Genomic DNA, 15,621 nt, shown 5'->3' with positions numbered 1-15,621 from the left:
ATATTCAATATATATATTTTTTTTCTTAATATTAATTAGATGAAAGATATCAAACTCTACTTGCTCTTCATTCATTATGAACTTTTTAAACTCTTCAAACGCTAACTTTGGATCTTCGTTTAGTGCTCTAATAGCCTTTTGCATATAAAATAAGAATATCCCTCCTTGTACATAAAATCATGTTCTTTTCAAAATTTCATGAAAGATTGCTTCAGTATGTAATGATTTATTTCGATTCATAAATTTATTACTCTTGATCAGATAATCCTCATCAATTTTCATGTTGTGATTAATGATACTTTCTAACTCAGATAGCACTTCGTCTTCTGTATCGCACGCTTTTCCAAATAGATCCTTTTTATGATTGATCGGACCTTCATTATAATGCCTTGAGTAAAATTCATCATAATCAAATTGATAAAATATGACTGGCTTTTCCATATATACAAAGTCAAATGAGACAGTTGAATAATCTGTAATTAGCAAGCTATGACGCTTTAATAGATTTTGAACTGTTTCTTCTCCTTGTTTAACAATATGAATACGTTCATGGAAAAACGGTAATTCTCCCCAAAGTAGCTGTGTTTGATAATGTGGGTAAAACGTAATCGTCTTATTGTATTTTTCTAATAGATGATGAAGTTTTTTATTACTTAAAAATAAAATTAATGACTTCATATATCTTGAATCTTCAAGTGCATCTCTAGATTTAATCCAATTGCGCCAAGTTGGCATGAACAAAATTTCGTTCCCGGTACTAGTATCCTCTAACGCATCCCATCTTGCCAATCCTGTAACAACTACTTCATCTTCTTTATAGCCAAATTCTTCAATAATATGGTTTCTTTCAAATTCAGATGATGTAATAAACAATGAGTAGCCATACTCATTTTTATTAAGTGCTTGATTTACTCGACTAACCCCTATGACACCATGTTGAATAAATATCTTTTTATTCTGCTGCCATTCAGGATATTGCCTAATCACATTTTTATAAGTTTGAGTGTACATATTTGCATGCTCGGCGTAACTATTAATCGTTTTGATGCAAACCAACATATAAAAACTATGAAGGAAACTACCAAATTGTATAATATTTCCTAAGTCCTGAACATGTCGATAATCAGGAGAATTTTTATCAATAATGTAATAACAATTTATTTCTGGATGATTTGTTCGAATATATTTATATAGATGATATGAGTTATCCTGAGCAGTGTCACGTCTTTCTCCGACCAACCATATTTTTTTACTTCTAAAATACCAACCAAATACTTTATAAAGAATGACAGCAAATAGACTATGAAAATCTTTTTTTAGTAGAAAAGCTGCATCACTTCTTACTGTGCGCTTCATATTAGAAATCAAAAGATTTAGCCCGTTCTTCGCTGTTTTATTTCTTATTAATATGGACAATTTTAGGTTACGGAATTGTGCAATCAGCTGTTTTCCTGAAACTGTTGTTGGCTTCATTTTGTTTCGATGTTGGGTTAAAAAAACAATGACAGGCTGCTCAACTACTAGTCGGTCTTTTTTTAATCGGATAAATAAATCCCATTTTCCGTTCCCTAAAACTTCTAGTAAAGAAACGTCAACTGTTTCATAACCTGCCCAGTTATAATTGCTTGTATTTTTACTTTCCATAAAGGTAACATCTGTTCTCAACATTGGTCGAAGCTCAATTATTTTTTCATTACCCTTTTGATTTCGAAAAACAAATTCCTTCTTAACATCCTCTGTTGATAGATTCTTAATAAACGCATATCCACTAATCGTTAAACGATCAACATGTAAACTGATATCTTCTAATACATGATTAATAACAAGATTATTGATGATTAATTGATCTTTATATTGTGGAAAATAGTTTATCAAATAAGAGTAAATTTTATCTCCAGCAATCACATTTTCTTTTTGAATCGATAGATCATTTATGATCTCAATCCACTTTTGTACACTAATACCATCGTTTTGACTCATTAAGTGACATAAGAATGCTTTCGTCTCATTTAATTCATTTACGAGTAATTCCTGATTCGTAAGAGCTGCTAAATACTGTTGTCCAGCTTGAGCTAACTCTATTTTTTCATCATCGGGTAAGCGATTCCCTTTTAGAAAAATAGAATCTATGAAGAACTGTAACTGTCGACGTTCAATATGAATTAATTGGTCTTGTATTTTATGTGACTTATAATACTCCGATAATTTTTGTTGTAAGTCAACAAGCTGGATAAAGAAATTGATGCTACCGGCCTTAATTAGGCTTGAACTTGAATCATTTACACGATAACCAATCACATCAATATCTTTTACAACTGTTTTATTCGATTGAATTAGTCCTTTTTGCGTAAATAATAAATCTTCACCAACTCGTAAATCGGTATCAAATAAAATTTGGTTAGAAACAATCATGTCTCTTTTAAATAACTTATTACTCGCAGAAGGAGTTTTAACTAATTCAGAATTTTTTAGAATCTGTCGAACTACAGGAAGCTTTCTTAAAAACAAATCGTTCATATAGTTTAAGCGATAGGACTTCATTTCATTAAAACAAAGAATATTACCTACAGCACTATCCGCTTGATGCTTTTTAGCGAGTTTATATAACTGCTCATAAGCATTTGGAAATGCCCAATCATCTCCATCTAAAAACGCTAAGTATTCACCTGTAGCATTTTTAATTCCATTGTTTCTAGCCGCACTTGGTCCACTATTTGCTTGTTTCACTAGTTTAAAATTCTTATGTTTTTCAACAAATTTTTCTATTATATCTAAGCTTCCATCAGTTGAACCATCATCTACAATAACACATTCAATCTGATTGAGTGACTGCTTAGCAACGGATCGTAGGCATTCTTCGATATAGTTTTCTTTATTATAGTTAATTACAATGACACTAACCTTATAAGCAGTCATTCAAATTGCACTCCTTAGGAGGAATATTTCATCACTAGTCTAATCAATTAACTAGCTAACTGTTTTTGCTTGTTATTTAATACTTTATCGTATATTCCAATAAATACTTTCTTCTCTTCATCCCAATTATATTTATGTCGAGCTACTAAACAATTTTGGCTCATTTCATTTCTTTCTTCAGGATGATCTAATAAATAATTTACACCTTCAGCAATAGAATTAATATCATGTGAATCTACACACACACCAGTATGTTCACCTTCTACAACTTTTTGAATTTCAGGAAAACTACAAGCTACTACTGGAACACCACTCATCAGGTATTCAAATAATTTATTTGAAGATGCTGAGTAATGGTTAAAGTTAATATTATTTAAGATTTGGAAACCTAAATAAGCATTTCGTGTGTAGCTCAACAATTCATCTACTGGAACTTTATCGATAAATTTAATACGATCATGCAGTTTTTGCTCATCAACCATTTTTAATAGTGTTGGTTTAATTTTGCCGTCACCAATAAAAACAACTGTCCCTTTTTTAAATAACGGTGTTGCCTTTACAATTAGTTCTAAACCTCTACCTTTTTGGATACCACCTTGATACAACAAGATTGGTTCATCTTTCGGTAAACCAAGTCGTTCATTTAAATTAACTGAATGATTTTCCTCTGGTTTTGAAACGAAAGGATAGTTGTGGATTACTTCTGGGTATTCAATATCATAAAGATCTTGAGTATATTTCGCTCTCGTATTATTTTCATGAATCATAATATCAATATATCGAATGCAGAACTTTTCAATTTTACCAAATATCGGATTTTCATAACCTGATCGACTTGATTGCACTTCATGAGAATCGTAAATTAATTTACTTTTTTTAAATAGCTTTGCACAAATAATTCCTTGTGGTAAAGTGTTTAAATCGTTCGCATGATATACGTCATAATCTTTCTTTAAGCCGTATCCAATCATTTGAAGAATATTATATCCTCTTGTTAAAAGGACTTTCATATAACGATTTCCAAATAAACCGATTATAATCGCAATAATAATTGTAGGGATTGTCGCAAAAAACAAACCAGCTAATACAAGAAGTACAGCTAAAATTTTCATTGCTGAACTTCTCTTTATTGCGTTCATAATTTTACCAGTAAAATAGACTAGATGGTAAAGTCCAAAAGGCAAACGATTATTCACGCGAATAACATTAAAACCTTCTTCACGTCGCTCTTTTTTTGGTAAGGTTGGCGAATCATCATGCAACGCGATTAAATCAACTTCATATCCTACTTCTGCTAAAGCAGAACATTCTCTAAGCACCCTTGCATCATTCGTAAAGTGATTAAATACAAAAGCACACACCTTTTTATTCATGGATTTCCTCCAATAATCTAGTTAATACAGAAATATTTGTTTTCCAACGTAAGTTTTCAAATGCGTAGTTATATCCGTTTTCACCGTATTGCTTTCTAAGCTCTCGATCGTTTGCTAGAATTGTTATATTTTTTACTAATTCTTCTACAGTGTTTACATCTGAAACTATCCCACAATCTGCAGAACGAATAATATCACTCGCATAGCCGGAAACATCACCAATAATCGGCTTTTTCACACACATATAATCAATGATTTTACCAGGTAATACAGTTTTAAAAACATCTTGATCAACTAAGCTTACATAAGCAATATCAGAATTTGATACTAAATCTAACGTTTCTTTACGCGATTTTGCAGAATGGATCGTAACATTCGTTAAATTCTTTTCATTAATTATTCTTTGCAAGTCATTTGAATGATAGCCGTAACCTAATATAATAAATCGAACTTTCGATTCATCTTTCATTTTTTCAATGACTCTGATTAACTTTTGAATGTCCTGTGCCATACCAAGATTCCCAGTATAAATGACATTAACATGATCGCCTTCTGACTTTACTACTGGCTCATTGCCATTTAACTCTTCTTCTGTTAACGAATTAGGCATAAATGAGATTTTATCTTTCGGCACACCTTTTCCAGTCATATAAGTAACAAAACTAAGACTATTTACGATTATACGATCTGCTTTTTTATAAAGAATTTCTTCTACTTTATAAGCTGTATTTAATATAAAACGATTTGTAAATAATTTTACACCTGTTAAAGACTCTGGCCATAAGTCTCTAATGTCTACTATTAAAGGCGCCTTTAATTTCCATTTTGCAATTAACCCTGCTACCCCAACAAAAATAGGCGGTGATGTAACAAAAACCGCGTCATACTCCTTGCGTAATAACAAGATTGAAAAAATAAATCGAATCATTACTTCTATGTAAAGATATAATCGTTTCACTATGTTACCAGAATGTGTTTTTATTGAAGGATCAATACGTATAAAATCAGATTCATCCATTAATGGTTCATTCCAAAAGCTCTTGTCCTCGTAAAGCTCACGACTAGGATACCTAGGTTGTAACGTTAACACCTTTACTTCATAATTTTTTTCTTTTAATTCTAAATAAATGTTTTTTAATCGATTTGCCGCACTCCCTATTTCTGGATAAAAATGCTGGGAAATCAACAGAATCTTCTTTCTATACAATTTATTTCGTACACCTCCAAGGTCATAAACAATCCTAATTTAGACATAATTCTACATGTAAATTGCTTTAACTATTTTATCACAAACTTGTTTTTCCTGAAAGAAATCTCATAGATGAAAGCTAAATTACTTTATATCATTTACTAAAATTAATAATTAGAACACTTTAAAATAAAGAAAGTTTAAACACTCTGTAATGAAATCACAATTACTAAGACAAAATAGTAATAAAATTAGATATGAAATCTTTTTGGAGGTCTCTATTTTATGGAAAGTATTTATGTGGAAAAGTACACATTTATAGATAATACAATCATTTTGAGAATAATAAATCCTATTCAATCATTAAATGAAATGAAATTAATTTTGGTTGATAGTGAACAAAAATTTCAGCAATCATTCCCTATAAATATCAAGCAAATTGATTTCATATACGAATTAACGATAAATTTAAATGAACTTAATTTATCTAAAGATTTTAAATATCAGTGTAAATTATATTTAACTGACCCAAATTCAATTTTTTATCAATTACTTTTTAATCAAAAATCTAGGAACGACCGATTCACCTATAGATTTTCTGATGAATCTAGGTCAATCCTCTATCTAAATGAAGATAACCAACTGTCACTATTACATGGTCCAACGTATGATCTCACTAGACAATTTAATGAAATTCACAACTTTAAATTTAATACTCAATTTGAAATTAGTTCATTTGAAATTAAAAAAGATAGTATCCATTTGAAATTATTAGAAAATGACCTGTTAAAAAAAGAGCATGTTACATTCTTCTTGCGAGAAAGAAATTCATCGATCTATTATGATTTACCCTATCAATTACTAGAAAATAATGAAATTCAAATGACTCTCATACCGTTTGGAATAGATTTTATAAATGTCATTTCAAGATGGGATTTATATATTGAATTTCAAACTGACAATTTGATCATCGAAGGTAAACTTGTCTGGCTTGATAAAATGGTCGAATCAAATTCAGAAAGATATTTACCATATCTAAATTTTGAAGGAATCTCAGAAGTAACTCAAAATGAAGGCGGATTAGTTAATTCGAATATTATCACTCCTTATTTAACATTAAAAAAAGAAATAGCAATCGTCATACGACCATTACAATTTCTTTTTAACGAAAAATATAAAAGTAGAATTTCAGTTTTAGACTTAAAGCTAAATAATAGCAATATTAATATTCGGATGAATTTAGAAATATTAGAACCAGTAGACTACACGATTAAAGAAATAAGGTTAAAACTTCGAAATAAAGCAATTGAATCCGAATATAGCATTCCAATCAGTTCAACGAAATTAATGAATGACATCAATGAAATTATGTTTAATTTCGACTTTACGAACTTTGATTTTATCCCATTTTATTGGGACTTATTTGTAATCGTGACAATCAATAATGAGGATGTTTATATCAAACTAAAAAATCCAGTTCCTGAGCTAAAATATTCAATTAATAAAAACATTCTTCGATATGAAACTGTACTACAAGATCAATATATGATTTATCCATATGTGGCTGGGGATAACGCAGTTGCGTTTTGCTATCGAGAAAGAGCAGATTATGAAACGGCACCATATAAACGGAAAGAAAAACTAGCTTATTTTACGTATAAGCTTTTTAAGCCATTCTTTGATAAAAAGGATATATGGCTTGGATATGAGAAGTTTTCAAGTACTGCCCAGGACAATGGATATTATTTCTTTGATTATTGTTACAAACAGAATAAGCATAAAAATTTTTATTATATTATTAAAGAAGATGCAGCTGACATTGTAAATTTAGAGGACAAAAAAGATAAAGTTTTAAAATTTATGAGTTTCAAATACATGCTATATATGTACGCTGCCAAGTTATTAGTTTCTTCTGAATCAAAAGGACATAGTTATGATATTCGTATTCAAAAAGGACATTTGAAGAAAGCATTAGATGAAAAACGTTTTGTCTTTTTACAACATGGTGTTACAGCATTAAAACGAGTTGATTATGTATTTAAGAAGACAAAGCAAAATGCGGTAGATTTGTTCGTTGCGACATCTGATTATGAAAAGAATATAATTAAGGACTATTTTGGATATGACGAAGACGAAATTATTGTGACAGGATTTTGTCGTTGGGATGTACTTCAGGATAAATCAGTGCCTGGGGAAAAAGAAATTTTCTTAATGCCAACGTGGCGTTCATGGATGGATGGGATTCCGGAAGAGGAGTTTATTCAAAGTGATTATTTCAAGAATTATGTTGACCTATTAACATCATCTAAATTGAAGCTATTGCTTGAAGAATACAATGTGACACTAAACTTCTTCTTACATCCGAAGTTTATGGAGCATTTACATCATTTTAAAGCTACAAACGATAAAATTAATATTTACCAATTCGGCGAAATTAAAGTAAATGAATTCTTAATGAAATCATCCATGCTAATTACAGATTATTCGAGTGTAGCATGGGAAATGTACTACCAAAAGAAACCAACATTATTTTTCCAATTCGATATTGATAAATATACAAAATTCCAAGGTAGTTATTTAGATATGGAAAAAGAATTATTTGGAGAACGTTCTTTAACTGTTCAAGATCTAATTGTACAGATCGAAAAGTATATAAAACGTGATTTTAAAGAAGAAGAAAAGTATGCGGAAATGCGTAAGAAATACTTTAAATATATTGACCAAAACAATTGTGAACGCACATTTAAAGAAATAAATGATAAAAAAGAGTATTTATACAGTAAGAACAAATATAAAACATTGTACATACGCTTAAGAGAAAACATCATTCTAAAAGAAATTTATCGTAAAGGTAAAAACAATCGTCTTACAAGCAAAGTATTTATAAAAACGAAAAATGCCTTACGAAAAGATTAATCAATAAAAAGAGGAATTATTAATCAATTAATAATTCCTCTTTCTTATTATTTTTGTTCGGTGAATGTAATAACCTTTCCTATTTCAGCTACTAAGCTCTTATAGTAAGAATGTTCAAAGTGATGTGGTCCCATACTGATTGGGTGATGATGACTTGATTTATAATTATAAGCATTCATATCAATCACTTTTGCATTTGGTACTTTTGATAAGAAATAATTATTCATTCGATTCCATGTCGTATTAAAGTTTGTGATTTCTTTTTTCACAAATTGATTTTTCTCATAAAAAGTATGAGGTAATCCCTTTGCATCAAAATATTCTTCCGTTAATCCACCAATATTTAAAATAACCTTATCTAAAGGAATTATTTCTTGTAATCGATCGATGAATTGGTCACATGCCTTTCTCCATTCACTCATAAACGCTGGATTACGATAATCAAATTGCTCCGTATCCTTCAGAATATGATTTTTGTAGTAGGCTGATTTATGCATATCACCATTTTGTCCAAGATATCTTCCATCTTTTAACTTTCTAGCACCATGAAGCGCATCGACAAAGAAATCTATTAATAGGTAATCCACTTTCGCATTCTTTAATTCTGTAAATAATGTTTTCGAATATTCTCTTTCAATGTTTCGAACTACTTTGTCTGGTATATCTGAAAAATTACTTCTATTATATTGGATTGGTTCACTTACTGAGCTTAATAAAGAAATCCAGAAATAACTGTAGCCAATATTAAAATAATTTTTATAATCTTTATTAAAGTATGGATCTACACTATTAAAAGCAGACCTTGTAAAACAAGTACCTAAAATACCTAGGTTAATCGATTTACTTGTCGTCGGTTTTAATGAAAGTGATACATTTTTCTCACATGTTATTGCAGAAGTTGTAAGGTCTCCTGTATATGAATCCATAAATTTCTCATTTGTTGATAGATTATATAATAATTTTTCATTTCCTTTGTTTACTTGTAAAAACAATTGATATTTTTGCTCATAGTTCGTTTTTATTCCTTCGAACAATAAGCTTAAGTCACTATTTAAACTAAGTAAACCATTTTGACGGGCCATTTCGATCTTTTTAAATTCTACAAGATCCTCTAATTTGTTTGGTAGTTGATTTACTCTATACCAAACTGCTTCTATATTACTATTTTGTATACCGCTTAAAGACTTCTCATTTATTTGGATGATTAGTCGTTGATTATCCAATATACACTGTTCTACATGGACTGATGGATGCACTCTATCGATTTTTAATGCTAATGTATTAGAAGCTGTAGTATATAATTCAGATGATGACAAATCTAAAACAGAATCTAAATTTAATTTTTTTATGATCGACTCCGTTTTACATAATGTCTCAATTCGAATATTTTTTTCTTTTACTCTCAATTTAAAATCAAAAATAGTTCGTTCATCTAATGCAAAATCAGCAAATTGGCCTAATGGTAATTCAAACAAATTATCTTTTTTGTGTAATAAACGAACTTCATCATTATAAAGAAGGATACTTTTATGCGTTCTTTTTCTAAGGTAAACATCAAAATTATTTACAGGAATTTCTACATTCTTAATAAATCCGTTTACTTCAAATAATAATGAATTTTGTACTTGTTCTTTAAAAGTAATATTAGACTTAATCGGATTTGCAGCTAATTCAAGTCCAAGTGTTTTATTTCCTCTATATAGAAGTCGCATCTCAAAATAAGCATTAACAGGAATCTCTTTTATTTCTTGAACATCTTTTTTAAATTTTTCATTAATTTTACATTCAAAATACTGTCCGTCACTTTCAATAAAGAACCAAACGATTTGTTTCTCCATATTCGGTGCTGGTAAGTGAGAAGTGATGCTTTCTAATGGTAGTGACAATATAAATCGATCCGATTTTTTCTTCATTGGTACAGAAAAATACTCATTAAAAGCCCCAACAACAAATCGTTCCATATCTTTAAAACGTACTTCGAAGTTTACATTTTTTGATTTTACTTTTGTTTGACTAATTAATTCCAGATCGAGTTGTCCATTGTTAACTTTGAAACTTGTTATTTCAAACAAATTAATTCCTCCATCACTAATCGTAAAAGATTTTTCTACGCGAATTATTATTTTTTTAAGAAATTCCTTTTAAAAGATTTTTAGTTTTTAATGAAAATTTACTGATTAATTTATTCTTTTTCCCAACATTCCATATTGCTCGTACAAGTTCATTTTGGCTAATTTTTTGATAGAAAGAAACCTTTGTACCTACATAAGTATTTTTTATATATAATTTGTCTTTGTTTTCTAATATATAATCAAATGTTCTTAAAGAATTATTTTGATCTATATATTTAAAGTATTTCTTACGCATTTCTGCATATTCTTCTTCTTCTTTAAAATCACGATTTACATACTTCTCGATTTGTTGAATAAGATCTTGAACAGTTAAAGAACGTTCTCCAAATAATTCTTTTTCCATATCTAAATAACTACCTTGGAATTTTGTATATTTATCAATATCAAATTGGAAAAATAAAGTTGGTTTCTTTTGGTAATACATTTCCCATGCTACACTCGAATAATCTGTAATTAGCATGGATGATTTCATTAAGAATTCATTTACTTTAATTTCGCCGAATTGGTAAATATTAATTTTATCGTTTGTAGCTTTAAAATGATGTAAATGCTCCATAAACTTCGGATGTAAGAAGAAGTTTAATGTAATATTTCTTTCTACTAGTAGTTGCTTCAATTTAGACGATGTCAATAGCTCAACATAATTTTTGAAATAATCACTTTGAATGAACTCCTCTTCTGGAATTCCATCCATCCATGAACGCCACGTTGGCATTAAGAAAATTTCTTTCTCCTCTGGTAGTGACTTATCCTGTAATACGTCCCATCGACAAAATCCTGAAACGATAATTTCGTCTTCGTCATACCCAAAATATTGCTTTATGATATTCTTTTCATAATCTGATGTCGCAACGAATAAATCTACAGCATTCGTTTTTGTCTTTTTAAATACATAATCAACTCGTTTTAGAGCCGTAACACCATGTTGTAAGAAGACAAATCGTTTTTGGTCTAGTGCTTTCTTTAACTGCCCTTTTTGAATACGAATATCATAACTATGTCCCTTAGATTCTGAAGACACTAATAGCTTAGAAGCATACATATATAGCATATATTTAAAGCTCATGAACGTTAAGACCTTATCTTTTTTATCTTCTAAATTGACGCGGTCAGCTGAGTTTTCTTTAATAATATAATAAAAATCCTTATGCTTATTGTGTTTATAACAATAGTCAAAGAAATAATATCCATTGTCTTGAGCAGTACTTGAAAACTTCTCATATCCAAGCCATATATCCTTTTTATCAAAGTAAGGCTTAAATAGCTTATACGTAAAATAAGCTAGTTTTTCTTTTAGTTTAAATGGTGCCGTTTCGTAGTCAGCTCTTTCTCGATAGCAAAACGCAATTGAGTTATCCCCTGCCACGTATGGATAAATCATATATTGATCATTAAGCATATACTCGTATTTTAATATTTTTGTATCTAGTTTTTTTCGAACTGACCAAAATGGATTTTTTACTTTTACATAATTTTTTTCACCGTTCACATTTACTATTACATATAAATCCCAATAGAATGGCATAAATTTAAAGTCTTCTAGATCAAAAGAAAACTCAATTTCTGAATTATTCTCCGAAATCTTTCGTTCAGTAGCAGGAATGCTGTGCTCAAGAATTGTCGCTTTATTACGGAAACGGAGATATACTTCGCTTACTTTAAAGTCACTTAATTCGATTACCGATAAGTTTGCCTTAATTGAAACGATGGATTTCTTCATTTTAAATTTGGTTACGGATATTTTCGTTTTAAACTTTTCATTAAATAAAAACAACTCAGGACGAATTACTATTGATAATTCATTTTTTGACGTAGTATACGGTGTTACTACGTTTGATAAACCTGTATCGTCCAGATCAGATTCAGTTAATTCATTTTTAGAAAGATTTACATCAAACGATTTAAAGAATCGATCATAAACTTTAGGGACTTTTTGATTAAATTCACTGATTTTCCCTTCAACCAATACATTTTCATTTTTAAATGTAGCGACTGCATCCCATCTCGAGATTTTCTCAATATGGTGTGAAGCAAATTCATTTAAATCAATTTCGACTTCATTTTGTTGATTAATTTTAAAGTTAAGTATGAATACTTCCTTTGTCGTTCTTTCTCTTAGAAAAAATTCTAAATCTGGTTTATTAAGAATCAGATCCTTTGATATATTAAAACTAACTTTCGGTCCTTCAATTCTTAAATTTTCAATTTCAATAATTGAAGAAAATTTATAATGATTGATCTCACTAAACATCTTTGTTACATGTTGTTTTTTACCTAAAGTTAGGGATACTAATCGATTTTCTAAGTGACTGATTACAACAAACTCTTCACTTAACTCATGACAATTAGTATATTTATTAGGCTCAACTGTTAATGGCGATCCCATCATATAAAATGATTCATTATTCGAATCCTTCGCAACGACTAGAAATTGACTAATTTCATTCTCTAGTTGAAACTCTTCAATCTTTATTTTGAAAACGATTTCGTCTTTATTTAATGTAAATGTTGATTCGAGTTTCTTCATTATTCCACTAGACTTATTCTCTAAGTAAAAAGATAGATCGTTCTCATGCACTATTTCTTGTTTAGTGATTACTTCTAGTAAACTATCTTTTAGTCTAAGTCCTTGTATTGCAATGTTATTCATATACGTCTCCCTTGTGTGTAGCAATTATCAAATAAAATTAAAGGTTATATTTCTACATATTTTGCAATAAATTATACCACTTTTTACGAAAAGTGTTAATGACAAACACATTGCAATTTCGGGACAAAAAAACAATTTAAGGATGAAAAATCAAGAGGCTTTAAAAATAGTTAATGAATGATCGAAAAATAAACGAAACTTTTAAATTGTCGACCAAACTATCCGGTTGCAAAAGGTCTAGAGAACATATTTAAATAGTAAATAAAAAAAGAACTGCACCATTGTTTCCAACCATTAGGCGCAGTTCTTTTTTATACGTTAAATCATTTATTTATTTTGTGAATCCTTCAGGATGAGATTGATGCCAATTCCAAGCTGTTTGAATAATTTCTTCTAATTTATACTTAGTTTTCCAACCAAGTTCATTATAGATTTTTTGTGATGATGCAACTAGATTTGCAGGGTCTCCAGCGCGGCGCTCTCCCATGATGATGTTCGCTTTTCGGCCAGTTACTTTTTCACATGTTTCAATTACTTCTTTTACAGAGTAACCTAGTCCATTACCTAAGTTGTAAGTACGTGTGAACTTGTCTTCTTCAAGCATTTTCTTTAATGATGCAATATGAGCACCAGCTAAGTCTGTAATATGTATATAATCTCTTATACATGTTCCATCAGCAGTTGGATAGTCATCACCAAACACAGTGATGCTTTCTCTTTGACCTAAAAGGTGCTGAAGGATTAGTGGGATTAAATGACTTTCAGGTGTGTGGTCTTCACCAATTTCACCAGTTATATGTGCACCCGCTGCATTAAAGTAGCGTAATACAACATAGTCCATACCATAAGCAGAATGGAAATCACTTAATACTTTTTCAATCATTAATTTAGATTGACCATAAGGATTGATTGGATTCGTTTTTGTTTCTTCTGTGATTAAGTCTACATCTGGAATTCCGTATGTTGCAGCTGTTGATGAGAAAATGAATTTCTTCACGCCATACTCTAACATACTTCCTAGTAATGTAATTGTTGCAGAAACATTGTTTTGATAATATTTAAGTGGATTTACAACAGATTCTCCGACTAAACTATTTGCAGCAAAGTGCATGACTGCATCAATCGATTTTTCTGTGAAGATCTCTGATAATAAAGTAGCGTCACCAAGATTACCTTCAATAAATTCTGCGCGAGGATCAACCGCATTACGGTGCCCTGTTGTTAAATTATCTAATACAACTACTTCGAAATTTTGATCTAATAACTCTTTTACAGTATGACTACCAATATAACCTGCTCCACCAACTACTAATATCATAAAGTTGTTCTCTCCTATATAAAAAAATACGTTTACAATTTTATTTACGACTTACTTCAATTTTACTCAATCGAAAATTCCAATCAGATTTGATGATATCTTCTAGCGTATTTTTCACGTTCCAGCCTAATTGCTCAATTACCTTATGGTTAGATGCAACTATTGCAGCCGGATCCCCCGGGCGTCTGCCACTATACTCAACTGGAACTTCAATGCCGCTAACTTTCTCCACCATATCAATTATTTCTTGAACAGTGTAGCCAGAATTAGAACCAAGATTAAAAATACCACTTTGTTGTTTCGTAGTAAATTCTGCTCCTAATATATGGGCTTTTGCTACATCAGTGACGTGAATATAATCACGTATGCATGTACCATCCTTTGTTTCGTAGTCTGTTCCAAATACAACTAATTTATCTCTCAATCCTAATGCAGCTTGGATTGTAACTGGTATCAAATGTGTGAGATTATCCTTATATAAACCAATTTCTCCTGAAACATCTGCTCCGGCAACATTAAAATATCTCAAGATACAATAATTCAATCCATATGCCTTAGCAGACCATTGAATTAATTTTTCAGCTGCTAATTTTGTTTCACCATATGGATTAATTGGTAAACAGAAATCTTCTTCAGTACATATCGAGTTTTCTGGCTCTCCGTAAACGGCTGCCGTAGAAGAAAATACAAAATTATTTACTTTATTTGCAACCATTGCCTCTAATAGAACTTTAAGCCCGAAAACATTATTATCATAATACTCAAATGGTTTTTCTACACTTTCTGGGACAATGAGCTTTGCTGCAAAATGCATGACTACATCAATATTATTCTCTTTTTTAAATACTTCATTTAAAGAATTTAAATCCCTAATATCTGCTTGATAAAATGTAGCAAGTTCATGAATGTCTTCTTTTCTACCTGTTGATAAATTGTCTATTACTACTACTTCATGATTTTCACGAATTAATTCATATACTGTATGAGATCCAATATATCCTGCCCCACCTATGACTAAAACTTTCACATGAACCCTCCTATTGTGTAGAATAGAAAATTAAATAATGTTTAAAATCTAATTATATCATACATTCTAAAAGAAGACTGTTTTTAGAAACCTGCCTTGG

The 15,621-nt window shown here is 30.1% G+C and carries 8 protein-coding genes; 1 reads left to right on the top strand and 7 read right to left on the bottom strand.

All coding sequences use genetic code 11. The features are described 5' to 3' along the window. Window positions 1-177: 177 nt before the first annotated feature. The 3 genes from ACFCYN_RS20155 to ACFCYN_RS20145 are packed head-to-tail and all read right to left on the bottom strand — an operon-like array spanning window position 178 to window position 5,496. Window positions 178-2,916 carry a bifunctional glycosyltransferase/CDP-glycerol:glycerophosphate glycerophosphotransferase gene (locus ACFCYN_RS20155; protein ID WP_172446953.1) on the bottom strand — a complete coding sequence of 913 codons (2,739 nt, stop codon included), beginning with the start codon at window positions 2,914-2,916 and terminating at the stop codon, window positions 178-180. A 47-nt stretch (window positions 2,917-2,963) separates the two neighbouring features. Continuing rightward, on the bottom strand, window positions 2,964-4,289 hold the full coding sequence (locus ACFCYN_RS20150) for a glycosyltransferase (RefSeq protein ID WP_172446952.1): 1,326 nt from the start codon (window positions 4,287-4,289) through the stop codon (window positions 2,964-2,966). Next, a complete protein-coding gene (locus ACFCYN_RS20145; RefSeq protein ID WP_172446951.1) occupies window positions 4,282-5,496 on the bottom strand; it encodes a glycosyltransferase family 4 protein in 1,215 nt (404 codons plus the stop codon). Before ACFCYN_RS20145 ends, ACFCYN_RS20150 begins: the two co-directional genes overlap by 8 nt. 267 nt (window positions 5,497-5,763) lie before the next feature. On the opposite strand from ACFCYN_RS20145, the gene ACFCYN_RS20140 reads away from it, so the two are divergent. Next, window positions 5,764-8,394 (top strand): CDP-glycerol glycerophosphotransferase family protein, encoded by a 2,631-nt coding sequence (locus tag ACFCYN_RS20140; protein ID WP_172446950.1) that lies wholly within the window; start codon window positions 5,764-5,766, stop codon window positions 8,392-8,394. A gap of 47 nt (window positions 8,395-8,441) precedes the next feature. On the opposite strand, the gene ACFCYN_RS20135 is transcribed toward ACFCYN_RS20140, so the two are convergent. From ACFCYN_RS20135 to galE (ACFCYN_RS20120), 4 genes are all read right to left on the bottom strand, one after another. After that, on the bottom strand, window positions 8,442-10,466 hold the full coding sequence (locus ACFCYN_RS20135; protein WP_172446949.1) for a DUF6270 domain-containing protein: 2,025 nt from the start codon (window positions 10,464-10,466) through the stop codon (window positions 8,442-8,444). Between the two features lie 55 nt (window positions 10,467-10,521). Further along, on the bottom strand, window positions 10,522-13,176 hold the full coding sequence (locus ACFCYN_RS20130; protein WP_172446948.1) for a CDP-glycerol glycerophosphotransferase family protein: 2,655 nt from the start codon (window positions 13,174-13,176) through the stop codon (window positions 10,522-10,524). 331 nt (window positions 13,177-13,507) lie between these two features. Then, the gene (gene galE, locus ACFCYN_RS20125) at window positions 13,508-14,494 is read right to left on the bottom strand and encodes a UDP-glucose 4-epimerase GalE (protein WP_172446947.1); all 987 of its coding nucleotides are present in this window, start codon (window positions 14,492-14,494) and stop codon (window positions 13,508-13,510) included. A gap of 40 nt (window positions 14,495-14,534) precedes the next feature. After that, window positions 14,535-15,521 (bottom strand): UDP-glucose 4-epimerase GalE, encoded by a 987-nt coding sequence (galE, locus tag ACFCYN_RS20120; protein WP_172446946.1) that lies wholly within the window; start codon window positions 15,519-15,521, stop codon window positions 14,535-14,537. Window positions 15,522-15,621: the final 100 nt, after the last annotated feature.

It is taken from the genome of Gottfriedia sp. NPDC056225 (assembly GCF_042267765.1).
GTDB lineage: Bacteria > Bacillota > Bacilli > Bacillales > Bacillaceae_G > Gottfriedia.
This window is presented reverse-complemented; position numbering and strand designations above follow the sequence as displayed.

Bases quoted from the DNA above. Each gene is read 5' to 3' on its own strand.
- ACFCYN_RS20155 (WP_172446953.1), bottom strand. From the start codon at position 2,916: ATGACTGCTTATAAGGTTAGTGTCATTGTAATTAACTATAATAAAGAA.
- ACFCYN_RS20150 (WP_172446952.1), bottom strand. From the start codon at position 4,289: ATGAATAAAAAGGTGTGTGCTTTTGTATTTAATCACTTTACGAATGAT.
- ACFCYN_RS20140 (WP_172446950.1), top strand. From the start codon at position 5,764: ATGGAAAGTATTTATGTGGAAAAGTACACATTTATAGATAATACAATC.
- ACFCYN_RS20130 (WP_172446948.1), bottom strand. From the start codon at position 13,176: ATGAATAACATTGCAATACAAGGACTTAGACTAAAAGATAGTTTACTA.
- galE (WP_172446947.1), bottom strand. From the start codon at position 14,494: ATGATATTAGTAGTTGGTGGAGCAGGTTATATTGGTAGTCATACTGTA.